Source organism: Aquimarina sp. AU58, assembly GCF_900312745.1.
Classification (GTDB): Bacteria; Bacteroidota; Bacteroidia; order Flavobacteriales; family Flavobacteriaceae; genus Aquimarina; species Aquimarina spinulae.
On record NZ_OMPD01000009.1, the window covers coordinates 453887 to 478350 of the forward strand.

The window sequence follows — 24464 nt, forward strand, 5'->3', positions numbered from 1 at the left end:
AGAATAAGTTTTTTTGTTTTTTAATAACGGATTATCAACCTTGAAAACATTGAATATGGTATATAATGGTAGGATTGATATATATTTTCAGTTCATAAAATCCTAAGTGTGTAATTAAATAGCGAGGACAACCATGACATTATCCCCGCTATTACCCAAATCCTGAACTTTTAAATCATCTTTTAATTTTTTATGTAAACTTTAGAATCCAAAAGAATCATTAAATAATCCTACCAAAGTGACAGAAGAAAAATTTGACTTATTTATTTGAGTTGTTTTTTTAGTTTATTATAAACATATCATTATAATTATCTTTATAAATACTATGCAATTGTTCTAAGGAGACTTTTTGTAAGGTCTTAATAATCTTTGTTTTGTTATAGAGTGTAACAGTATAGGAAGTAAAATCACTATTTGCTTTGACTTCCATTCCATACTTTGGTTGGGCATTTTTATCAAATGTTAAGAGGCATACAAATTGCTTCTTGGTGAAATCACTGTTAAACCAACTATTATCTACTTTATGATTACTGGATTCTTCACGATTACTGAATTTTTCTTTTGTAGACAGCAATTCTTCTTTAAAATGGGCGAACATATATTCTTTTTTGTGTATGTACAAGGATAGTTTATGAAAGAGTTGTAGTGTATAATTATCATGTTGATCATTTTCTATTTGTTGTATTTTTTCATCATCCCAGATGGTAGAAACATGAGTAAATACTTCCTGAGTTTGTATATCATTATCTTTTATATAGGTATATTGTAGTTTGGTTTCAGGGTTTTTATTGATTTTTTGCTCTATTAAAATTTGACCTTGATGATTTTTTAATCTTAATATATTGTTTGTATTCGTTATAGAAAATTTAAAAGGCTCTGTAATAGAATATCCATCATCCTTTGAGCTAAGCACAAATATTCTATCACGAAATATTCTTGGGAACCCTATTGTAATAGTGTCGATTTCTCCATTTTTTATATGAGATCTAGTTATAATTTGATCACTATCCTTTTTTTCATATACGTACTCATATCCATTATAAATACTACCATTTTTGTAGATAGATTTTGTAGTTAGATTGATGAGCGTATTTTCTTCTTCTTCTTCTTCTTCTTTATTGTTTACTACAGGTAAAGAATGTTGAAATATCTTTTCTCCATTTTCGTACTGATCTACTGCCATAAAGTCTTTTACAGTAAAATATCCATGAAAGGGCTTTCCTTTTTTATAAATCCCTTTAATATTATTTTGCCCATTAACAAAAATACTATCATAGGCCACAGATTGGATCACGCCTTTTTTATAGATTTCTGTTATTGTATACTCAAACTTTTTTCTATGTTTTCGAATTTGCTCTCCATGAAGTTTTCCTTTAGCATACGAAGTCTTATTTCCATCATGATCTGTCATAAACCCATTATAGGGTTTTCCTTTTTTGTAATATATTTTTTGATGTAATTTTCTTTTGTCATCATCATCATAAACACGCTCTCCATTTATATATTGTATTGTTTGATATCGTTTTCCTTCGGTATGAAAAAACACACATTCTCCATCTACGACATCTGCTTTTGCATGATAGTACCCCACAAATCCTTCCTTCATATTAGGGTTTCCGTATTTATAATCGGAATAAAAATAATAGTTTTGTTTTCCTTCTTCTAGGCCATTTATAATATGTTGTATTTTGTAAGTGAACCATATAGGTCTAGGGTATTCCTTGTTGTATCCTATATCATCATCTGATATGAGAAATGTGCCTTGGTCTTTTTTTCCATCTTTATAGGTGCCTTTTGCAATGATTTTGATTTCTTTCTTATGGTCGTCATTATATTGTAGTTTAACTACACGTTTTTCTCCATATATTTTTCCTGCTTTATAGGTGTAGTTATATTGCCGATCTAATTGATGGTACGGGATAGAGTCGGTATATGTATTATAATTACCTTCATAACGTTTATCATCTTTATAAATAAGTACATTTTTGAGTTGGCGATCTTTGGTATATGTTGCACTTTCTCCATTTTTTTTACCATTTTTTAGATGATAATATGAGGTGATAATGCCTTTTTCAGTATTATAAACCTGCTGTATTCCTTCTTTTTGACCATTAGATACTGTAGCAATGGTAATCTCTGCGGCCTTTAATTCAAAATAGTTTTCATAAAATACAAAAGTTCCTTCATTTCGATTACCATATACATAGTTCCCTTCAGCAATGATCTTTCCTTTGTGTTTTAGATATTCTTTTCCGTGTTTAACTCCTCGCTTATAAGTAACAAATACTTCATAGTTGTTTGCATATAGAGGGTATAGGTAAAATGTACCTTCATAAGGTTTATTACCTTTATATGTTCCTTGAGTTACTAATGTTCCTTTTCTATCAAAATGAGATGTTTCATATCCATTTTCTGTATACGAGGTAATCTCTTTAATACCATTTACATACCCACATTCATTAGCGCTGTAGTAGTTAATTTCTTTTGTGTGAAATAGATCATCATTCGAATAAAAACTTGGAGTGCCATTATATAAAAGTTCCCCTGTAGAACTGTAATTTGAAATTTCTTCTGCTCCATTAGGCAGGTGTAGTATCGAATATGCCAACTGTGTTGACCCCACATAGAATTTTTCTTTCTTGACAAGTTTTCTTGCTTTATAGGTTTCAAAACATTGATTTGTTCCTTCCTCAGTCCAACCGTTTTTAGTATAATATGAATATACGATCTCTCCTGTTATGCTATATCCTGTACATTGCCCTTCTTGTTCTCCATTGTGATACGTGCATTCTTCTTTTTTTTCGCCAGTTTTATAATAGGTAGTAATTATTCCTTCTTTTTTTCCATCTACATACATTCCTTTTTCATAAGTTCTGTCTTCATAAACACTGTTTTTAGGACCTATGGTGAAGGTATATTCTCCTTCTCGTTTACCTTCAACGTAATGTTCCTCTAGTATGATGTTCTCATTTTTATCATATTTCGTATATCTACCGTGCATTTCCCCTTTACGATAGTGTACTTTAGATTCAATAGTTCTTGTATCACCATAATATTCTATACAAATGCCTTCTGGTAGATTGTTTTTAAATGTTCCTTCTTCAATAATATTACCGGTTTCAGTACTATATATGATATATGGGCCATGGTTTTGACCATGCTCATACTGATATTGTTCATGTTTTTTGCCTTTATAATATATTATGTTAGCACCATGCCTTTCCCCATTTAAATAATTTATCTCATATTTTATTTGTGTGTATTCTTCATCTGTAGTATCATCATGCGCCCAATCATATTCAATTACCGCACCTTCAATTTTTCCATTTTTATAGTGAGCTATAGTATTGATCTGTCGATTCTCGTAATACCAGGTAACTTTTCCTTCAAATTTCTTTTCATTATTTTTATGCGCCCATCCCGTCATTTGGGGATCGCCATTTATATAAAAATCCTGAATATATACTAAATCCCCTTTCTTTTTTAAGGGTAAGTTACGATAATAGACTGCATTCTTTTTTGTGGTTTTTTCCCATTCACCATCAAAATAGATTTTACCTTTTTTTTGAGCAATACTCATGAAGGGAATCACAAGCAGTAGAAATAATATTTTTATATTCATTCCTATTTGATTTATTTATGCAATCACAAAAGTAAGTTCTATGAAACGAGGAGATACACCCTGGAAACAGTGATTATAACTTCACAGAATAAGTTTTTTTTGTTTTTTAATAACGGATTATCAACCTTGAAAACATTGAATATGGTATATAATGGTAGGATTGATATATATTTTCAGTTCATAAAACCCTAAGAGTGTAATTAAATAGCGAGGACAACCATGACATTATCCCCGCTATTACCCAAATCCTGAACTTAACCTAATACCATTTAGTGTAAACTCAAGTGCTAAATGGTATACTTTATTATCGGATTAAAAAACTGCCTTTATATTTTTGTTTGTTATCACCTCTTAAGATGTAATAGTATACACCGGGGATAAGACTTTTGGTTTCAAAAGTTATACTGTTATTATGCAGTGCCATACGTTCTTGTCGCACTGTTCTTCCTATCATATCGATAACAACCATTTCTATGGTCTCGTGTGTTCCCGGTACTCTAATCGTAGTTTTATTTCTAAAAGGATTAGGGTAATTAGAAAGCGTAGTCACTGTGATTTGTTCATCTGTTTCTACTTGTGCCATTTGGTCATCATTATTTTCTTCCTCATCTTCTGCTACCACAGCTGGTGTCTCGGGATCTAGTTCTGGATCTATTGTTACCGTACTGGTGAATGCAAGATCCGATACTTCTAAATGAAATGGAGTAAAGTTTTGGTAATCTCCCTGTACAGAAAATACAATACTTCTTACTTTTTTGAAGGCTTCATTTTCTTTATTCCCATTTGTAAAATCAGCAAACGAAATGGTATGAGTTGTTTTTTTATCGGTGGCAGCAATTCTATATCTAAGTCTGTTACTCCAGTCTGTAAGGCCTTCGGTTACTAATATCACCTCGATATCTCTATCATTATGCATTTCGAACTGTACAGCATCGTAGTCAGATACCGTTAGTGTAAGTTCACCGGCCAGTATATTTCTAAAAAGATTTAGCGTTTCTTTTACTTCACCATATACCAGTGCATTACGTTCTATAGTATATTCATTTTTTTGAGCTGCTACGTCATGTGTTGTGACTTCAAAATTCTCGATTACGACTCCCTGCTCCCGGTAATCAATACCCCAGGGACCATCTGCCAGGTATAATGCATCTAATTGAGCAGAGTTTTCTCCTCTAATAGAGAACCCGATATCAAATAAATATCCTGTTGCTATAGTGATTTGCTCATGGTATGCTCCTGATAGTGCTACGGTTTCAACCATATTGTGTTCTTTTGATTGTTCGGTCGTTCTAATGTTACCATTAAATGTCATATGATGTGCACCTAATTTATTGATGATGTTAAGGGTTAGTTTTCCATCTGTATATGATCCTTTTTCTACAAATACCGTAGGTACTCTATGGCTCACTTTATGACTACGCATAGGTTTATCGGTTGTAAATGTATCTAAGATGTGATTCGCAATATTGGCTACTTGTGGTACCGATCCACCCCATACCTGGAAATTTAAATAATCTCCATCTGGGTAGTTACCGATATTCCATAAGCTATAGATTTCGTTTTCAGATTCACCTTTTTTAACCGAGAAGGTTAGTGCATATTCAATTTGACCCGTAGCTCTTTCTATTCTGGTACTTACTAGCGTATGATTTTTGATAGTTACCGTTCGTACATCTAGTAATTTAGAGCCGTTTAATCGATCGCATATTGTTTTTGAATGATCATAAATAGAACCTTTGGTCGATGTTGCCAGTGCAGCAGCTACTCTTTCATTTCCTTTATAGTAATCTACAGAGAATACAGCTTCTGCATTGGTGATCCCTAATAGATCTTCTGGGCTGGATACATAAGTAGACTCGGTCCCGAATATTCCTGTTTTAGGGAAATAGATACTTAAATCTTCATTGTTTGCAGATTTGTATGATTTCGTACCAGGCTGAAATCTTTTTTGACTCTTTTTGGTATTGAAAATGCTGTTTGTTTTTGTTCTGCTAAAATTACGTTTAGCGATTAAGCTGGCTAAGTCACCGTTACTTTCTAATCCTCCATTATTGGCAGAAGTAACATCGGTAGCGGTATCGATATCAACACAATTATCTGTTGAGATCGCTGTATAAGGGCTTGCTGTGATATAGAACAATGCATCGTTAAAATCCTGGTCACAAGAAGCATAATCTCTTCTTATATCTTCAAAGCCTAATATGATTCTTTCGTTATCGGGATCAGATAATAATACATTATGATATCGTAGGGTAGGGTCTGTTTCTGGATTATAATCCGGATTAGAGTGTAGCTGCCAGTGTCCTGTTCCTACACAACCGTCTGACCATGCATTGGCTAGTAATACCCATCCTATTCCTGTATTAGGAGGAAAAGTTCCTATTTTTACTTTATCACCCACTTCTAATTCGCCACCGCTTCCTACAGCCGATACATTAGGGAAAATAATGGTAATATCTTCTGGCGCGGGTATTGAAGTTGATGGGTTGTTAATATCATACGTATAGAATCCCAATGTGTTTTTATATCCTGCTCCTTCTCCTATAAAAGTAACCCATATGTCGGCTTGTTCCTGTACTTCAATATCTGTATCATAACCCGAAGAAATATAGTGGGGGTTAAAATCTGGTACCGGGTATCCTTCTGGTAATGCATTATTTACCAAATCGATAGTTTCCTGGCTTACTACATCCTGCCCGTCTAAATACAGTGGCTTTCCGTTAGAAGAAAAATCACCTAAATAGTTATATCGGTCGCAAATCTCTGGGATAGGGAAACTTGCTGGGGTTTGCCCTCCGTTTTCTGGAGCAAAACTACTTTTTCTTAAATCAAAACTATCGTCTAATCCATCATTGTCGTTATCAACTCCAGAAAGTGTAGTTTCTGCAACTCCATCACCATCACTATCATATGCTTCGGTACTATCAGATACACCATTGTTATCAGAATCCGTATCCAGATGATCATAAGCATCGGTACCATCGGTATTTACGGTTCCGTTTACCGTTCCTGCATAATCGGGATCAAAGGCATCATCCATACCATCGTTATCTTCATCAATGTTAGATAATCCCTGGTAGTTAGCACTATTTTGCCCTTCTATGATATCTACAATCCCATCATTATCAGAATCGATATCGTAGCAGTCATATATATTATCATTATCGGTATCTATAAGGATAACGGTATTCCCTTGATCAGGATCAAATGCATCTGCTAATCCATCGAGATCCGTATCCAGAAAATTGTCATCAGATCCATTGTAGACTCCATCGTTATTGGTGTCTTTATCGCCTTGTCCTGCTTCTACAATATCATAGATACCATCGTTATCAGAATCGATATCCAGAAAATCGGGATTACCGTCGCTATCTCTATCAAAAGCATCTTGTACTACATTGTCTCCGTTACCACTGATATCATTATCCAGGTAGTTGTACAAATCATCTCCATCACTATCTCCGTAAGGATTTATACCATTACATTCTGCAATATTTGTAATCCCATCACCATCACTATCGGCATCCATAGAATCTAAGGCACCGTCTTGATCTTTATCCAGCGGAGAAATACCGTTGGCGCATTTAAAACCGTCATTAGAGTTTGTGGTCTCGGTAAGATTAAGCAATGTAGCTGTTGGGGTAGCACTTTCGTAATCATTGATTAAGTATAAACCTCCGTTGTTAACAGATAAATACAATCTGTTATTAGCATCGGCATATGCTGCACCAAAAGTACCAGTAGGTAGATTGGTTACTGTTTTTTGAGAAAATACGGGTGTTCCCGAAGATAGATCCCATTTGTATAGTTTTCCTCTACTTCCGCCATAAAAAGCACCATTTATATAGGCGATATCTGCACAAGTACTGGGCGAAGCCTGATCGGCTTCTACAACCTCGAAAACGGGAGAAGAAGACCCATCATAGTCTTTTAAGTTTGTTATTTTATGAAATGTTTTTTTATTGTTGTTTTGGTATACCCAAAGGTTTCCGTCTGCATCTACATCTGCTGCATATCCACCGCCAAAAACTGTAGTCCCGGCAGGAGTTACAGCACCAAGATCGATCACCATATCTTTAGCAATTCTAAGAAGGTGATTGTCACCTTTCTTAATGGCATACAGGTAATTATCTTCTGGATTATACCCTCCTGCATTATAGGTAGTAGAATAGGTATGTAGTGCATCAGAATATGAACCGGTAATGGGGTCATATGCTTTTAAAGATCCAGAGATCACCTGGTAGAAATTACCATCATCACAATCAAAAGGTTGTTGAGCGTATCCAGATAAAGCTACTAATATAAATATGAGGGTAGTTATTTTTTTCATTTTGATATAGATTTAGGTTTCAGACACCTAAAATTAATCTATATCAACCCCTTATGTTGGTGTTATTCGATCAGTGGTAATTTGCTGTAGATGAATGGGTTTTACGAATAGATGAGTTTTTAAACCGGATAATCAATGTCTGAGCCCTTCAGGCCTGTCGAAGACATTTGAAAATACAAATTTGAAAGCACTTCAGGTCGAGTGCGGCGATGTAACTTAAAAATAATTTTTTTTAGTTCAATAACTCAAAGACTCGGCCTCATAGGATATTTATTTGAAAACAGATCTTATCTATCGTTTCTATAAACGCAGCAGTCTTGATTCTAATTCTTCAATGGGTTGTCTCAAGATAATTTATTGAACTCATTTAAATGATGAGTATACATTTTCACTTCTTCTAAAATAAAATGTGTACAAAGAATATCATGGAGTAGATTGATAAAAATACATTCTAAGCATTGATTTTTTTCCTGTTTTGACTCTTTCAAGATCATTACTATCGATCTAAGAATTCCCATATATCCTATTTACCTTTTGTTTCCTCTCTAAACCAATTATCCCATCCACTATTTTTAATGTCAGATATCGCCTGATCATAATCATTTTTATCGAGTTTGTTTTTTAGGATATATTTTTTTACCAAATCAAATTCTCCATTTTTATGGAGTCGTATCTGATCAGGCACCTTTGAATCATAAAGGATTTTCCAAATATCGAGATAGATAGTTTCTTCGACTAATGTATTTATTAATTCTTTAGAAGTTTTGAGATCTGTAAAAAATGCTGAGTAATATTTTTCTGATAATTGTAATACATCGGGTTTTCGTAATTTTTTATGATTTTGCAATTTATCCCACATGGTAGCATAAGCAATTCTTTTTTTGTTATCTGTTGCTGTTATAAATAGTGATAATAATTCTTCATTCTTAGCAACACGCTGTTTTAGGTTCTTTTTTTCAGCAGAACTCAATACTTTCATATCATCCAGAAATTTGAAGGTGTCTGAAGTAAACGTTTCAATGTCCCAAAGTGTCCAATTTTTATCACGAATTTGTCGTAGTAAAGCTTCAGAAGATTTATTTGGAAAATAGTTTAAATACGTAAAAATCTTTCTTAGATCAGTTGGCCTACTAGGGGATACACCACTATCTGGTATTAAAGAGAAACTGTATACTATTTCATAAGCCATCCATGAGTTTTCTTCTTTGATTATTATTTTTTTAATAGACTCATTTGTTCTTATCCTTTCTGCCAGATCTACAATCCAGCAACTTGAGGAGTTTTGTGCACAAAATTTTGCACTAGGATTTTTAGCTCTATAGTTTTTCCATTTAGAAAAGAACTCAGGATTCTCATCTAATAGCTCTTTGATAGATGTGTTTTTTGTATAATCTATTTTAAAAAATTTCTGCATTCCTGGAGATAATTTTTCATATTCAGTTTTCAAAGCATTTGGCAGATTATCGATTGTTATTATTTCAGAGTTTTGAGTTTTCTCCCATTCTTTCCATCCTCCGGCTTTTTTAATTTCTTCGCTTATCTGATTATAATTTTCTTTTTCTATCTTGTTTTCTGTCAGATACTTTTTTATCAAATAAAACTCTCCATCTTTATTCAATCTTATCTGATCAGGAACTCCTGTGTCATACAAGGTTTTCCAGATATCCATATAGATGACTTCTTCTGCTAGTGTAAATGCTAATTCTTTAGAACTATTAATATCTTTAAAAAATGTAGTTTGATATTTTTCTGCTAATTGTAGTACATAATTTTTTCGCAATATTGTATGGTCATTTAAGTCTTGCCATAGTATGGCATATGCTATTCTTTGTTGGTCATTTTCTGCTGTTAAGAATAGGTTTGTTAACTCTTTGTTATTTTTAATTTCACTTCCTAATATAGGTTTGTTATATGAATCTAAACCTTTGATAGGATTATTCAGAAATCTTGTTGCTTGTTTTATATTGCCCCTATAGGAATTGAGTGTACTCCATCTTTTCCATGTTTTTTTACGAATTTCTTCTAGTAAAGCTTCATAAGTTTTATTAGGGAAATTATTTAAATAATTAATAATAAGGTTCAGATTGGCATAGTTATTATATGTTGTCAAATCATTAGAGCACAACACGTCGAATGCCATCCAGGCATTCTTTTTTTCTTTTAGGGTTTTTAAAATGTTTTTTGTAGTAATAGAAGACATTGCTTTAAGCCAGCAATTATTTCCTGTACAAAACTCTCTGTTTGGGTTTCTTGTTTTGTAATCCTCCCATTGCCCCAAATCTTCGGGATATTTTTCAATATATTTTCTGAAATTCATATTCGACCAATCCTGTTTAAAAAGCTTTTGCATATCTGGCGTTAGACTTTTATAAGGTGTTTTTAATGCCTCTGGGATAAATTTTATATCGCCTGTAATTTTAAGCCAGACGTATGTTCCATTATTCTCAAACTGCTGATATTCATCTTTATTAATCCAATTATGGCCAAAATCATTTGCTTGGTTTTGATCAATATCTAAAAACTTAATTTCATGGATATCATGTATTTTAAAATGTTGTATCGCATCCTTGTAAATATGAGCGCCTATGCGCTTTATATCTTTAATAAATCGGGAGTTGATCATGATAGTCAATGTTTTTTCTGAATATTTAAATTCGATATATTCAAAAAGTCCTGTTTTTTCAGAATTGGCCTCTAGATGGTAAGAAATAATTTCTGGAGATGTTTTTTCTGAACGATAGATATACATTTTTTCTCCATTTATGTCTTTAAATCTATATGACTTTCCTTTAATTTTAACAATGCCATCTTTGTTTTTCCAATTTACAAACCCTCCACTTGCATTGATCTCTGCCTGTATTACCTCCAACTCTTTTGTTTCTAATTGTTTTTTGATAAAATCATACTCTCCGTTATGATTTAGCCTGATTTCATCAGAAACGTTAGCGTCGTAGAAAAACTTCCAGATATCCATATCCAGATATGTATAATCTTTACTTAATGTAGATTTTAGAGTAGATGAGATGTCTATGTCATTAATAAAAGTATCGCGATACTCTAAAGGTAATTTTAATAAATATATTCTGATTGATGATAGAATATTAGGGACTTTTATCCATGTATTGGCATATATTATTCGCTGATCATTATTTTCAGCCTTTATAAATAGAGATAGTAGTTTTTGATTATTAACGATATCCTTTTCAATTCTGTTTTTTAGTTTAAAATTAAGATTCTGTATATCTTCCAAAAATAATAAGGCAGATTTAGCTTCTCCATAGATATCATATGTCACTGTAGACCAATGATACCATCCTCGACGTTTAATGTTTTCTGCAATCTGTTGAGCGCTTTTATAAGGAAAATGCTTTAAATGTGTAAAGATTATATTTAGATTTTTTTCAAGATTAATGTTTATAAGCTTGTAATATTTACTCTTTTTTGTTTGTGCAATCGTATGTAGGATTTCATATGCCATCCAATAATCTTTGTTTTTTTCTAGGGATGCTTTGATTTTTTTATGAAGCTCTAATTTATCAATCATGTGTGTGAACCAGCAGGATTCATCCGAATAAATCTTTCCATTTGGGTTTTTGGATCTATAATTTTCCCAATAAACAAAATATTTTTTAGGATCTTTTTTTAAAAACTTTCTAAAATCTTTACCAGACCAGTCTTGTTCAAAAAGCTCTTGCATGTTTGGGGAGAGTTTTTTGTACTCGGTAGCTATAGAAGGGAGTGTTTTATTAATGTCAAATACTTTAATAATATCATCTTTTTTTTCTTTCCAGATATCATAGCCCCCTTTGTTTCTAATATCAGTGATGATTTGATCTGTCTTTATTTCAGTACCAGCTAAGTATTGTTGTAAAAACTCTAATTCATCAATATTATCCATAAGAAAGTCACTGGTATGATTGATTTCAGGAGTAGACTCAAATAGAATTCTAAAAGCATCCCAATTGGTTTTTTCATCTATCATATAATTCTGAAATCGATCTAGAATAGTATTTTCCTTAGCTTCAATTTTTAATTTATTAGCTAAATATTTAAACCAACAAGTAGTTGATGGCTGGGCATGGCACAAGCGCATAGAACATGTTATAAGAAATATGATTAATATAGGGTTCGTATTGTTTCTTTTTATTTTTTTATTTCTCATTAGAATTATAGCCTTGTATTAAACATCAGAATCTGTTATCTATATTTTTATGGTATTCACTTTTTATTAGACACATTATTTATCACTTATAAACCAATCTGTTACTTCAAAATTTTCTTCAAAATCACTAATGACATTAGTAATGCTTTCATTAGAGCGGATTACTACCTCTCTACAGTCAATTTGATAAGGCGATAGATAATCAGTTTTAAAAATTGTACTAATTGTATTGAAATAAGGGACAAAATCTGCATTTCTTTTTCTCGATAGTGCGAATCAAAAATTTCAATAAGATTTTTACTTTTCAGAATATTATGGTCTTTTTTAACAAGTGGATGCAATTCCTTTTTTTTATTATCTACGACGGATGATGATAAATAAGAGTAGAGTAGTAGGGATGAAAGAGCTATTACTTCTCATCGATCGTTAGTAAACGTATTTATTTTTTAGTTTCATATACATATTTTAATCCTTCCAATAGAGTTGGTAATCCATTATTGGTGTGCCCGTATGTGCTATTTTTTATAAATTTGAAATAATCGTTAGTCTTTTCAAGTTTTTCCCGAATTGTTTCAAAAGATTTATGCTTGTAATCCCAATCATTATTACCGATTGTCATATAAATTGGTTTATTTTTATTGTCATCCCCAATTTGTTTTTGCAAGTAATAATTATCCCAAAGTATAGCTGGACTTGCAGCGATGTAGTTATCAAAAATTTCAGGCCGTAAAACGTAGAAACTCATAACTCCTAATCCACCATTAGAATGTCCAAAAATGGTTTTGCTAATAAATGTGGTTTTTAATTCTTTGGATAGAGTTTGAATTAACTCTTTGTCAATAAAATCTGCATATTTTTCAAATTTACCCGAGTTTAAATAAAGTAAGCTGTCTTTTTGATTAATTTCTTTTCTAGGTGGAACATTTGATGGGGTATAATATTTCCATCTACTTTCTACCGTACTTGGAAGTCCAACAATTAAAGTTGGTGGCATTTTTTCAGACCATTCATATAACTCTGTAACATCTGATGCTATTTTAAAATATTCATTTCCGTCTAAAAGGACAAGGATTGATATACTGTCTTTATGTTTTTCAAAATCGGTTGGAAGTCTTAACCAAGTTTCTATTTTTTCATTTAGTATTTCTGATTTTAATAATAACTTCTTTCCAAGTGTTAAAGGAATAGTGTCCAACTGGGCATTTGCAGAAATACAGATTGAAAAAAAAAGAATTACTAAAAGTGCTTTTCTTGTCATTGTTTTTGTTTATATGTTCGCAACGATTTGTGTATGAGTAGTAGCGGTTTTTAAGCGCAAGCTATTACTTATAGCACTTAGTTGTACGTATGTAATTGATTCATAAATTCATTTTCATCATTATCTTCTGAAATGTCAAAAACGAGTGTTTTATCCTTTGGATTTATGTATATAAAAAATTCATGATTTCCTTCACCCGTTAAAAACCTCTTAATATTACAAGAAACTTTATCTACATTATTGAGATCTCCTTGAGAATGGAAGATATTCCGAACTATAGCATTCTCTGGGAATGAGATAAATTTTTTGTTCTTGATTTTTAAAACAAGTGAATACTCTAGTTCATCGGAATATCCTTTTAAATCGAAAATGAAATTTTCCTCACATCCTGTGATATTTTCTATAGTAAGCCCTAATTCTCTCATGTGTTTAAGTTTAAATTATTGCGTACAACAATAATATATAGAACGTATGTACTATATTCTAGATACTATATGCCAAATTTTTGATGCATCATGTTTTTTAAATATGTAATTCGCAAAAATATGGTCTTTCCCCCCTCATTTTGGTAATATTTTCATGAAATGTGATGAACTCAATTGTATATGTGATGATTTTTATGTAATGTTTTTTATTAATCGATTGAATTTTTGATTAACCTAAAATTATTTATAGCATTTTGAGTATAAATTTCTACAAGAATGAATGATGTTCCTTTCTAGAATACCTTTTCCTGAGAATTTGGAAATTTAACTCTATACCTTCTGTGCAATATTTCATGATTGTGTATGTTATGCCTGGTTTTTTGCCATAGTCTTTTTGGGCTTAGGCACTCTTCTTTCAATTCTTTAGAACCTTGTATGTTTCCTGTTTTCTCTTCGTGTCTTCTTTTTGCATATGGCAACCAAAACCTAAACATGAAGTACACAAGATGTGGTTTTCTGAGCAGTTACGGTATAATCATATCATTAATACAGCCCGATTTGCAAGTGATTAGTAATTCGAAAGGTGTTTATATTCTTTTGAAATGAAAATGAAGTATCAAAGAATATCATAAATGAATCTTATGGCTTGGAGCGAATTAAAGACTTTATGAATTTCATAGATTGTTATAACAAATTCAATCGTCTCATTAACTCCGGTCGATTAGAACGACTTACCGGGATAACATCTTTTGCAATAAGTACACTATTGTCTTCTATATCAATAATTTTTTTGATATTAATGATATAAGATCGATGTACTTTTAAGAAAAGATCGGTTGGTAGTTTTTCTTCAACTTTTTTTAAGGTAGAATGCACTGTATAATTTTGCTTTTCGGTTTTAATTAGCACATAATCTCCTTTGGCTTCAATCAAATTAATAGTTGGGATATTAATCTTGATTAATCTTCTGTCGATATTAATATAAAGCTCGTTTTCTTCAGAAGAAGGAGTGTTCGATGGCAGTTCTGTAGAAGTCTCTGCTACGGTTTCTGTTGTAGCAACTGTTGTTGCACTTTCTGCCTTTTGTATTGCTTTAAGAAATCTAGGTAAGGTTATCGGTTTTACCAGGTAATCTACAATACACTCATACTCAAAAGCTTCTAAAGCAAAATTCTTGTCAGAAGTTGTTAAAACAATCTTAGGTGGATTCTTTAAGGTATCGATAAAATCAAAACCTGTAAAATCGGGCATATGAATATCCAGAAATATAAGATCTACCTCTTCTTTATTTAAAAATTTAATGGCCTGAATTGCATTAGGGAAATCCTCAATCACATTGAGCTCATCAACCTGCGTACAAAGTTGTTGAATAATCATTCTTGCGGTTTCTTCATCATCTATAATTATGCAATTCATAGTAAGTTGGTTTTTAAGGATTTTTTAAAGCGTTTTTAGAAAATGCTCTATGGATTCTAAAATTAATATAAATTTTGAATATAACGAAGTGTTACTGCTTTTTAGCTCTTCTTCAAAATCTATTGCAGTTTGATACCCTTCTTCAAAACCAAACATTCCGATTTTATGTTTTAGTTTATGCACATTTTCTGCTGCTTTAGTATATGCTTTTGAGGTATAATTTTTAAGAAATTCATCTTTTTCATCAGGAAATTCTCGCTTTACAATACCAATTAATTTTTGTTCAAAAGCTTCAGAACCTGCAGCCAGTTCTTTTATATATATGAGATTTGGAGTTTCGTTCATAGGTTATTTTTTTAATGTAAAATAAAAAGTAGTTCCTTGCCCTTCTTCAGATTCGATCCAGATCTTACCATTATAAAATTCTACTATTTTTTTTACGATCGATAATCCAATACCTGTTGATTTTTTTTGATCATCAAGCGTTTGAAATATCTGAAATATCTTGTTGTGATATTTTTTAGAAATCCCTCTTCCATTGTCTTTAATACCGAATTTCCAGAAATTGGGGATTTCTTCATACATCACAATAACTTCTCCTTTATCCTTATCTATTGCTTGTATCGCATTATTAATTAAATTCTGAAATATTTGTTTAATTCGTGATACATCTGCATATATAACAGGAAGCTTATCGCGTGTGCTAATTGTGATATGATCAGGAGGATGTATGAGATGTGTAATATCTTCGATTAAGATATTTAAATCAATATCAGATTTTAAATTCCTAGATTTATCACTAATTATAGAGTACTCTAAAATCCCACTGATTAGATTATCCATTTTTTCAATATTTTGATCTATCAAATCCAGGTTCTTTAGTATTGGCGCTTTAAGTTCCCCATTAGCATCTTCTTTTATCCAGTTAATAAGCGTATTGATACTTCGTAATGGAGATTTTAAATCGTGAGATACTACATGCGCATAATCGTTAAGCTCTTTATTACTTTTTTCTAAATCTTTGAGTAGCAATTCTCTTTGTTTCTCTATTTCAGAAATTTGAACAGCTTGCTCCTCGATCATTACCGCAAGTTCGATTCCCGAGAGTTCGTTTCCATTTTTACCTTCTTTCATGTTTTTGAACGTTATGGATTGTAGAATTCTGGTGGCATCGGTTAAACTGGCAATCACCTTTTTTTGCTGCTCTGCTTCCTGCTGAAGCTTTTGATTGGCATCAAATAATTCTTTAGAACTTATAGACATTGCCCTTTGTAACATGCCTAGTTGATCTTCAAAATTGTGATAGGATCTATCAATAGCATTTAGAAATTTTTCTGAATACTGAGATTCTTTATGCTCGGTGTTCAAATGTTTTTTGATTTGTCTGGTCAATAATGAGTGCATATTATTCACTAAATAAAGTTAAGGTCATTGTTTGATTGTGTAGTTCACAGTTTGAGTTTTTTCCTTCAAAAGGAGAGAGTTCACCGTATGAATAAAACCCAGCTACGGTAGCCTGAGTACCAATAGATTCTATAACTTCTTCTACTTCTTCTTCAACACGTTGATCCATGACCAATTTTCTACCAATACAGCTTACTAATAAAGCTAATTCGGGTTTGTGTTTTCTGTTTTTCATTCCTATTTCTGCTGCTTGCTGGGCTCCATCTACAATATTATCAATATGTCCCATCATTAATTGAACGACAGCTCCCTCTGGGACATCTCCTGCCAGTGTCATTGTATTACTTTTTTCATCGATAGATAAAATGGTTCTTACAATAGGTTCTTCTTTATCTTTAGATTTAACACTAAGTGGGTATAATAATGCAGATTGAGGAAGCTCTGCGGCTTTATCTCCTAGATATTTTTTATATAGATCCAGAGCAGGTTGATGATCTAATTCGTACAGTACATTCTGATCAGATTTTGTAATAATTCGTTCTGGTCCAAAAGGAGTCCACCCTCCATACTGGGCATAACTAATCTCTAGAGATTCACCATAAAAGGCGATTAATATAACTTCTCCTTCTTTAGGATTCTCATTATATCCCGATATTGTTTTTTCAAATCTCGAATCATCCCCACAGAGTCCACCCGTAATGGCAATATCGTCGATCCTTGTTTCGAGACCTTCGATTAATGCCGAACCGTTTACAAAACTACCTTCAGAAATAATAAAAATATGTTTTAAACCTTCTTTTGGTACTTTTTGAATCAGTTTGTTTCCTAGCTGTATTGCATCTTTATTATTATCGATACTATTTTCTCGAAATATGGCATAGGTGCTTTTTTCAAACTCTATAGCGGTTAGTGCTATAGAATCATCAAGAACTTTACTCCCAATAATTTCACCGGCGGTAGAACCGATAACAATTTCTCCATCTGGGAATAGTTTTTTTACATCGTTATAAACTTCGGGGTTCTCTAATTCATATCGATTCCCGAAAACCAAAACTAAAGGGTTTTTTAGCTTTTTTTCTGTTGTTACAACAGCAGTCCAATCTTGATTTTTTTTCTTTTCAAATTGTTGAAATCTCATAGGTCCTATTTTTTTAATGTGAAGTAAAATGTTGTACCCTTACCTAATTCACTTTCTAGCCATATATCACCTTCATATAGATCTATTATTTTTTTTACAATTGCGAGTCCGATTCCAGAAGAGTTTTCATTATCTCCTACAGATTGAAACATCTTAAATATCTTCTCGTGATGTTCTTTTTTGATGCCTATACCATTGTCCTTAATTTTAAAGAGGTGATAGGTCTTTTTGTCCTCGTGATCAATTTCTATTGTTCCGATTTCTTTATCAGTATAAATTACAGCATTACCAATTAGATTCTGAAAAAGCTGTTGAATTCTGGTGATATCACCATCTATTACAGGAAGTTTATTTTTAATAAAAACTTCTATATGATCAGGAATCAGAATGATATTTTTTATATCGTCTATAAGTATATTAAGATCTATTTCTTTGGTTTGTAGGTTTTCTTTGTTACTTACACTAGAATAACTAAGGATATCATTGATGAGGGTTTCCATTTTTTCGAGTGTATTTTCGATCATGTTAAAATGATGTACCCCGGTTTTATCAAGTGTATCGATATGATCTTCTTTAATCCAGTTTACAAGAGCATTAATACTTCTTAATGGTGATTTTAGATCATGAGAAACGATATGTGCATAATCCTTGAGTTCCTGATTTGTTTTCTCCAGGTTTTTTACCAGTTGATCCCTTTGTTTTTCTATCTCTAATTGTTCTGTAATATCTTCTACTAAGGCAACCATGTATTTAATATTTCTATCTGGATCACGTACTGCCGCTACGTTGGTCTTTGCCCAGAATGTGGATTTATTTCGTTTTACATATCTTCTGTTTATAGAAAAATTGTCAATCTCACCATTATTCATTTTTTCCATATTGCTGGCCGAGGCTTCGTATTCATCTTTTAGAGAAATATCTTTGATCTCCATTTGTAGTAGTTCTTCCTGTGTATATCCTAATAAATTCTGGAAAGCTTTATTGGTCTGGAGTATTTTTCCAAATTGAGAAAGCGCAATTCCCAAAGACGAGTTTTCGACAATAACAGATAGTTGTTTTTTCTGTTCTTCGAATATTTGTTTTTGTTTAAGCTTTTCGGTAATATCGGTTACTATACCCTGTGCGCCTATAGGAGTTTTGTTTTTGTCAAAAATAAGACTGGCATTAATATGAACGGTGCGTACCCCATTATTTTTTGTATATACCCGGGCCTGGTAATCAGAAAAAGAACCTTTGGTAACCAATTCCTGAAAAGAAGCCATAGCGTATTGATAATCGTCTTTATAAATAAGTTTTACAACATTTAGTTTTTCTTCGGTAATATCATATCCAAATAAATTTCTAGCGGCATAGTTCATCTCCAGGACATTACCAAAAATATCCATTCTAACGTAGGCATCAAGCAAATTATCAAATACACCTTGTAGCTCAGATTCCTTTGTACCTACCTGATCTTCTAGCTTTTCATTAGTTTCCTTTAATTCTTGAGTGATCAGATAAAGTTCCCGGGATTTATCCTCAAGAATTTTTTCTGCTTGTTTTCGAGCTAATTTTTCTCTTTGTATGGCTCTTTTTAGTATTTCTATATCATCACTACTCATTTGTTTTCACGATACTAAATTTTACTTCCGTCCCATCTGATGTGAGTTTTTCTAGAGTGATTGTGGCGGTAGCATCAAAATGCTCAAAAGTTTTACGCATTAGCCCAAGTCCAAAACTATACATGGCTCTACTGGATTTATAAATCATAACCAGTTTAGAGGCTGTTTTTTCTTGTATTTCAAAAGTGGGAAGTTCTGCATCAGGATATATTTTTCGAACTTCGACATGAATATGATTTTCGATAGAAGATAGCATTTCTATTGGATCATTGTACTTGTTAATTAAATCAGGGTAGCTACTGGCTAAAACAGAAAAAAAATGTTCGGCATAGGTAAGAAGAAGATCGTCGATACTTAGTTTTGTGTGCTCGCTTAGATGCTTTAACAATCCCAGCATTTCAGAAAAGTCATAGGTACCTATGGCAGTATATGCTCCTTGCGAGGGTAGATTAGATTGTTGAATAATTTTATCAACTACTTCTAGTCCGAATTTATCTTCGACTAATTCTAAAAATTCTGTAAATACTATTCCTTTCATTCTTTTAAAAACTTTTTGGTTAGATGTTTTTATACCTCAAAAATACTATTGTGTTGTAGTTTTGAATGATTGTGTATGATCTTAAAAGAAAACGATATAGGGGATAGCTCTCAGTTTTTGAGTTGTAATTACTTTAACTCAAACTGATGTTTTCTTTATGGGGTATAAAAAACGGATAAGAACTCCTATAGTGACAATATATTTACATTAAAAAGGTATTTATTTCATATCCATATTATTTTTTGAAGTTTATAAAGATAACTGTTATGCTTTTAAAAGTTCATTAACACTCCAGTATTCAATTAAACATTTTATTTTATGCGTGTATTCTTCATATTTTAGTGGTTTTACAATATAACCAGCAGCTCCAATTTCATACGCTTCTTTAAGATCTTGATGATTATTAGATGTACTTAAAATGATCACCGGTATGTATTGTAATGATGTATCTGATTTTAGTTCTTTTAAAAATTCTAAACCATTCATTTTAGGCATGTTTAGATCAAGGAAAATAATATCGGGTTGTTGATCCTTTTTTGCTAAAACATCTAAAGCTTCTTCACCATTTTTGGCCTCTATAATTTTGTGAGGATAGTCGTTTTTATCCAAAACTCTGGCAAATTTTAGCCGTTCTATTTCGTCATCATCTATTAATAAAAAAGTCAAACTCATCATTTCAGTGTTTTAAGTTAGGTTAAAAAATGTTCTTTAACAACACTAAAGGTCTCCTTTTTAGGGATAATTTCATTATTACTTTCGTTGAAATGTATTTTTAGTGTAGACGAATGGTAATTTTTTATAGATAAATGGGGAATTGAAAACCATAACAAAATTGAAGGGTAAAGTGTGTATTTTACAGATAAAAGTAGTACTCTGGATAAGTTCATTCGTCACTTCTGAAAATATAGTTGTATCATTACAAAACAATTAAAAAGTTAATCTTTTATTTATTATAAATAATGCAAAACAACCCTCAGGAAACATCAGATCTAAAATTGAAGAATGAAAATGAAATAGATACAATTATTATTGGTTCTGGAGTAGGGGGGTTAGCTTCTGCAATTTGTTTGGCTCGTAGTGGTCAACGGGTATTAGTTCTCGAACAACATGATGTGCCCGGAGGATGGTGCCATAGTTTTTACCTAAATGGATATCGTTTTACACCTGGAGTGCATTATGTAGGATTGTTAGATAAAGGACAATCGACAAGCGAACTTTATGAAGGACTGGGAATTGCAAATGATTTGGCTTTTTTTAGAATGAATACAAAGGCATACGAACATTGCTGGATTGGTGATGAACGTTTTGATTTCCCTGCTAATTTTGATGCATTATGTGACTCGTTATCACAACGCTTTCCAGAAGAAAAGAAGGATATTAAAAAGTACCTCACTATGGTTCGTACAGTGAGTCGACAGATACAATTGATTCCTAAAATAAAAGGCTTTTGGGATCATGTTACTATTCCTTTTCGAACAAAATACATGGGTAAATATGCTTTATTTAGTTTAAAAAGGGTGATTGGTTGGTATCTCAAAAACCCATTACTCAAAACGATACTCAATATACAATATGGTGATCATGGATTACCACCAGGGAAAGCAAGTTTTCCTTTGCATTGCGCAGTAATGGATCATTATTTTGACGGTGGTTTTTATCCTATGGGTGGTGGTGGAGCCATAGTAAAAGCAATGACTAATGCTATTAAAAAACATGGTAGTGAAGTGCGTACCGGGCAAAGTGTAAAACGAATTTTATTAGAAGGAGAAAAGAAAAAACGAGCTATTGGAGTCGAACTCGAAAACGGTGAGCGAATTCTTGCCAAAAGAGTGATCTCTAATGCAGATCCGGGAAAAACCTATTTAGATATGGTAGGTCGAGATAATATAAGCCGTAAATTAGTAAAGAAACTTAATAAAACGAAATATTCGTGTACATCACTGATGCTGTTTTTGACAGTAGATATGGATCTTCGGAAAGCAGGATTGGATTCTGGTAATATTTGGATGATGCCCAAAAATGCAGATATGGATGAGCAGTTTGCAGAAATGCAAAGAGTGGATATCGAGAAGGGTGAAGAATTTGCGGGCCTTTTTATAAGTTGTACAACGCTTAAAGATCCTATAAGTTTTGATGGTCGATATCATACCATTGAAGTAATTACCTATATTAATTATGAAGCTTTTAAACGATTCGAAAACGAGAATAAAGAACGCTCTCCAGAATATCTGAAATTCAAAGAAAAATTGACTCAAAAGTTTATGAATAGCCTGGAAAAAGTAGTTCCCGGGATTAGTGATCGCGTGGTACAAAAAGAACTAGGTACTCCGATTACCAATGAGTATTATATAAATTCTACCAATGGCTGTGTATATGGTACCGAAAAAAGTTTACGCCATATTGGCCCTTTGGCGTATAAACCAAAAAGTGAAATCGAAAACTTATACCTCTGTGGTGCCAGTATTGCGTCTCATGGGGTAGCAGGAGCAAGTTATTCTGGAGTTCAGACGGCGGCGATAATCCTTAAATGTAGACAAGATGACCTTATACAACCAGATGTGGATCTAAATCAGGATGTTCGTATTTATGATGCCGAAGATCCTTCTGATTACCCAGACTGGATGCTACGTAAAATAGAAGTAAAAAAGTCACGTTTGGCTACCGATGATAATAGATTCTCTTCTGTTAAAGAAAAGTAATCTCTACTTGATATATTAACGTTATCCCATTAAATTATAGAACTTAATCTGGATAATGTTAATACTTTCTTTATTTTTTACTCTTTGTTATAAGGGATATAATTCTCCCAATGCCATGGTGTATACGTATCTGCAATCGATACTTCTAATAGTTCTTTAAAGATACTTTCTCCATTATCACTATTGGTCATTATCATAATACCCTTTTGTGCTTCTGGAAATATGATTGAATAATGCTGAAATCCATTGCCATGGCATTCTTTAAACGCCCCAAAACCATAAGGAGTTTTCAAAATACCCCAACCCAATCCATAACTTAACGCAATAGCATCATTTTGTATAGAATCTTTTAGGGCTAGTGGCCCAAATTGCTTGATAGAATGAATTCTAAGCTGTGGCTTAAACAGTTCATTCCAAGAATTTCGAGTGATAATTTTTTGTTGTAATACGGCTTTAAGAAACTTCGAATAATCTTCTGGCGTAGTTTCTAGAGTACTACCTCCTCTTGGCTCATTGTCTATATCTTTTTTAAAACGCTCACTTGTGATAGTATGACCGTACGCAAAGTTATCTTCAAATGATGATGACCATTGGTAACTGGAGTGACTCATGTTTAATGGTTTGAAAATTATTTCTTGTGCTAATTCTTCCAGATTCTTCCCCATTATTTTTTCTAATACAACCTGCAGGTAAATAAATCCTTCTCCAGAATAACTATACCTGCTTCCTGGTTCCCGGTGTACACGCAATTGATAATCCGATTCCATCCATCGGGAATTTGCAAAGCCAGTAGTGTGAGTCAAACACATACGAGCCGTTATTTTATGATATAGACTGTCGTTTTTTAAGGCAGAAAAATCATCATGCCAACGTGTAAGTGGTTTGTACTCGTATATTTTTTTAGGTAAATAAGACTCTAAAGCTGTGTCGAGATCAATAACACCGTCTTCTACCAATTTCATGACCAGTACTCCAAAAACTGCTTTACTAAAAGAGCCTCCGTAGATATTAGTAACATCATTTAGAGCTAATTTTTTATCATAATCTTTATATCCGAAAGTCTTCTGATATGTAACCTCATTGTCATTAAAAATAGTAACTGCAATCCCAGGTACATTTGCCTTTTTGATGAGGTGATTAATTTTAATTGTTAATGAATCTTTAGCTATTTGGGTCCCATCTAAACGTACAATATTTTGTGCTTTCGCATGAGTGCAACTTGTAAAACACATAGTGCTCATCAATAGTAATACGATCATTTTTTTGGATACAGCTTTTTTGTTGCTGCTTATAAACGGAAATGATAATGGGTAATAGCATTTTTGTGAATTAACGACTCTTACTATATTAAATAACATACAAATTATACTAAATGGGATTATAGATATAAACAAGAAAAATCCCCATTTTTCAATAGTTACAAGAACTACCAATGAAAGTATGTACACTATGCTCATCGTTATTTGAAAATTAATAATTTTGATACCATGGCGGTTATATAATTCGTTATCCTCTCGTTTATGAATCCAAATAAATAAAGGGAAAAGTATATTTGCCAGTGGTATTATAAAACCTAAAAATGGAGTACTATGTAATAAGATTAGCCATTTTTTCTGTATCGTTTCCTCCTTTGGATTTTCTAATATCAATAAATCATTCACCTCAATGTCTAATGCAGTAGCTAACAATTTTACGGTTTGAAGATGTGGAGTTACATCTCCTTTTTCTATACGCTGGATGGTACGAATTGTAACTTGTGTTTTTTCTGATAATTCTTCTTGAGTATACCCTTTTAATTTTCGTTGATACACTAAGTTTTTTGCAATTGATTGGGTTTCCATAATTATATTTTTGTTTGATACAAAGCTATG

At 32.4% G+C, this 24464-nt stretch carries 15 protein-coding genes; 1 reads left to right on the forward strand and 14 read right to left on the reverse strand.

Annotated features, from left to right (window positions below; genetic code table 11):
• Positions 1–280: 280 nt before the first annotated feature.
• The 13 genes from DK441_RS08535 to DK441_RS08595 all read right to left on the reverse strand — a co-directional run bounded on the left by DK441_RS08535 (position 281) and on the right by DK441_RS08595 (position 20569).
• The gene (locus tag DK441_RS08535) at positions 281–3622 is read right to left on the reverse strand and encodes a toxin-antitoxin system YwqK family antitoxin (RefSeq protein WP_109098335.1); all 3342 of its coding nucleotides are present in this window, start codon (positions 3620–3622) and stop codon (positions 281–283) included.
• Between the two features lie 304 nt (positions 3623–3926).
• Positions 3927–7952 (reverse strand): DUF4114 domain-containing protein, encoded by a 4026-nt coding sequence (locus DK441_RS08540; RefSeq protein WP_109098336.1) that lies wholly within the window; start codon positions 7950–7952, stop codon positions 3927–3929.
• 523 nt (positions 7953–8475) lie between these two features.
• Positions 8476–12045: a hypothetical protein gene (locus DK441_RS08545; protein WP_160112006.1), complete on the reverse strand. Its 3570-nt coding sequence runs from the start codon at positions 12043–12045 to the stop codon at positions 8476–8478.
• Between the two features lie 508 nt (positions 12046–12553).
• Complete coding sequence (locus DK441_RS08550) at positions 12554–13372, reverse strand: alpha/beta hydrolase (protein WP_109098338.1); 819 nt, start codon at positions 13370–13372, stop codon at positions 12554–12556.
• Between the two features lie 77 nt (positions 13373–13449).
• A complete protein-coding gene (locus tag DK441_RS08555) occupies positions 13450–13797 on the reverse strand; it encodes a hypothetical protein (RefSeq protein WP_109098339.1) in 348 nt (115 codons plus the stop codon).
• Positions 13798–14090: 293 nt separating this feature from the next.
• Positions 14091–14291 (reverse strand): hypothetical protein, encoded by a 201-nt coding sequence (locus DK441_RS08560; RefSeq protein WP_160112007.1) that lies wholly within the window; start codon positions 14289–14291, stop codon positions 14091–14093.
• Positions 14292–14481: 190 nt separating this feature from the next.
• Positions 14482–15213 (reverse strand): LytTR family DNA-binding domain-containing protein, encoded by a 732-nt coding sequence (locus DK441_RS08565; RefSeq protein ID WP_109098341.1) that lies wholly within the window; start codon positions 15211–15213, stop codon positions 14482–14484.
• A gap of 24 nt (positions 15214–15237) precedes the next feature.
• A complete protein-coding gene (locus DK441_RS08570) occupies positions 15238–15558 on the reverse strand; it encodes an Hpt domain-containing protein (RefSeq protein ID WP_025667424.1) in 321 nt (106 codons plus the stop codon).
• 3 nt (positions 15559–15561) lie between these two features.
• A complete protein-coding gene (locus tag DK441_RS08575; RefSeq protein WP_235015737.1) occupies positions 15562–16581 on the reverse strand; it encodes an ATP-binding protein in 1020 nt (339 codons plus the stop codon).
• A gap of 37 nt (positions 16582–16618) precedes the next feature.
• Positions 16619–17755: an FIST signal transduction protein gene (locus DK441_RS08580; RefSeq protein ID WP_109098343.1), complete on the reverse strand. Its 1137-nt coding sequence runs from the start codon at positions 17753–17755 to the stop codon at positions 16619–16621.
• A 5-nt stretch (positions 17756–17760) separates the two neighbouring features.
• The gene (locus DK441_RS08585; RefSeq protein ID WP_109098344.1) at positions 17761–19356 is read right to left on the reverse strand and encodes a PAS domain-containing sensor histidine kinase; all 1596 of its coding nucleotides are present in this window, start codon (positions 19354–19356) and stop codon (positions 17761–17763) included.
• The gene (locus DK441_RS08590; RefSeq protein WP_074407488.1) at positions 19349–19894 is read right to left on the reverse strand and encodes a heme NO-binding domain-containing protein; all 546 of its coding nucleotides are present in this window, start codon (positions 19892–19894) and stop codon (positions 19349–19351) included. The genes DK441_RS08585 and DK441_RS08590 overlap by 8 nt, the downstream gene beginning before the upstream one ends.
• A gap of 264 nt (positions 19895–20158) precedes the next feature.
• On the reverse strand, positions 20159–20569 hold the full coding sequence (locus DK441_RS08595) for a response regulator (protein ID WP_074407489.1): 411 nt from the start codon (positions 20567–20569) through the stop codon (positions 20159–20161).
• A 284-nt stretch (positions 20570–20853) separates the two neighbouring features.
• On the opposite strand from DK441_RS08595, the gene DK441_RS08600 reads away from it, so the two are divergent.
• A complete protein-coding gene (locus tag DK441_RS08600; RefSeq protein WP_109098345.1) occupies positions 20854–22593 on the forward strand; it encodes an NAD(P)/FAD-dependent oxidoreductase in 1740 nt (579 codons plus the stop codon).
• A 77-nt stretch (positions 22594–22670) separates the two neighbouring features.
• On the opposite strand, the gene DK441_RS08605 is transcribed toward DK441_RS08600, so the two are convergent.
• Positions 22671–24434: a serine hydrolase gene (locus DK441_RS08605; protein WP_109098346.1), complete on the reverse strand. Its 1764-nt coding sequence runs from the start codon at positions 24432–24434 to the stop codon at positions 22671–22673.
• Positions 24435–24464 lie beyond the last annotated feature (30 nt).

What these genes read in the sequence shown, in the direction of transcription:
- DK441_RS08535 (WP_109098335.1), bottom strand. Translation starts at nt 3,622, where the DNA reads ATGAATATAAAAATATTATTTCTACTGCTTGTGATTCCCTTCATGAGT.
- DK441_RS08540 (WP_109098336.1), bottom strand. Translation starts at nt 7,952, where the DNA reads ATGAAAAAAATAACTACCCTCATATTTATATTAGTAGCTTTATCTGGA.
- DK441_RS08545 (WP_160112006.1), bottom strand. Translation starts at nt 12,045, where the DNA reads ATGCGCTTGTGCCATGCCCAGCCATCAACTACTTGTTGGTTTAAATAT.
- DK441_RS08550 (WP_109098338.1), bottom strand. Translation starts at nt 13,372, where the DNA reads ATGACAAGAAAAGCACTTTTAGTAATTCTTTTTTTTTCAATCTGTATT.
- DK441_RS08555 (WP_109098339.1), bottom strand. Translation starts at nt 13,797, where the DNA reads ATGAGAGAATTAGGGCTTACTATAGAAAATATCACAGGATGTGAGGAA.
- DK441_RS08560 (WP_160112007.1), bottom strand. Translation starts at nt 14,291, where the DNA reads ATGTTTAGGTTTTGGTTGCCATATGCAAAAAGAAGACACGAAGAGAAA.
- DK441_RS08565 (WP_109098341.1), bottom strand. Translation starts at nt 15,213, where the DNA reads ATGAATTGCATAATTATAGATGATGAAGAAACCGCAAGAATGATTATT.
- DK441_RS08570 (WP_025667424.1), bottom strand. Translation starts at nt 15,558, where the DNA reads ATGAACGAAACTCCAAATCTCATATATATAAAAGAACTGGCTGCAGGT.
- DK441_RS08580 (WP_109098343.1), bottom strand. Translation starts at nt 17,755, where the DNA reads ATGAGATTTCAACAATTTGAAAAGAAAAAAAATCAAGATTGGACTGCT.
- DK441_RS08585 (WP_109098344.1), bottom strand. Translation starts at nt 19,356, where the DNA reads ATGAGTAGTGATGATATAGAAATACTAAAAAGAGCCATACAAAGAGAA.
- DK441_RS08590 (WP_074407488.1), bottom strand. Translation starts at nt 19,894, where the DNA reads ATGAAAGGAATAGTATTTACAGAATTTTTAGAATTAGTCGAAGATAAA.
- DK441_RS08595 (WP_074407489.1), bottom strand. Translation starts at nt 20,569, where the DNA reads ATGATGAGTTTGACTTTTTTATTAATAGATGATGACGAAATAGAACGG.
- DK441_RS08600 (WP_109098345.1), top strand. Translation starts at nt 20,854, where the DNA reads ATGCAAAACAACCCTCAGGAAACATCAGATCTAAAATTGAAGAATGAA.
- DK441_RS08605 (WP_109098346.1), bottom strand. Translation starts at nt 24,434, where the DNA reads ATGGAAACCCAATCAATTGCAAAAAACTTAGTGTATCAACGAAAATTA.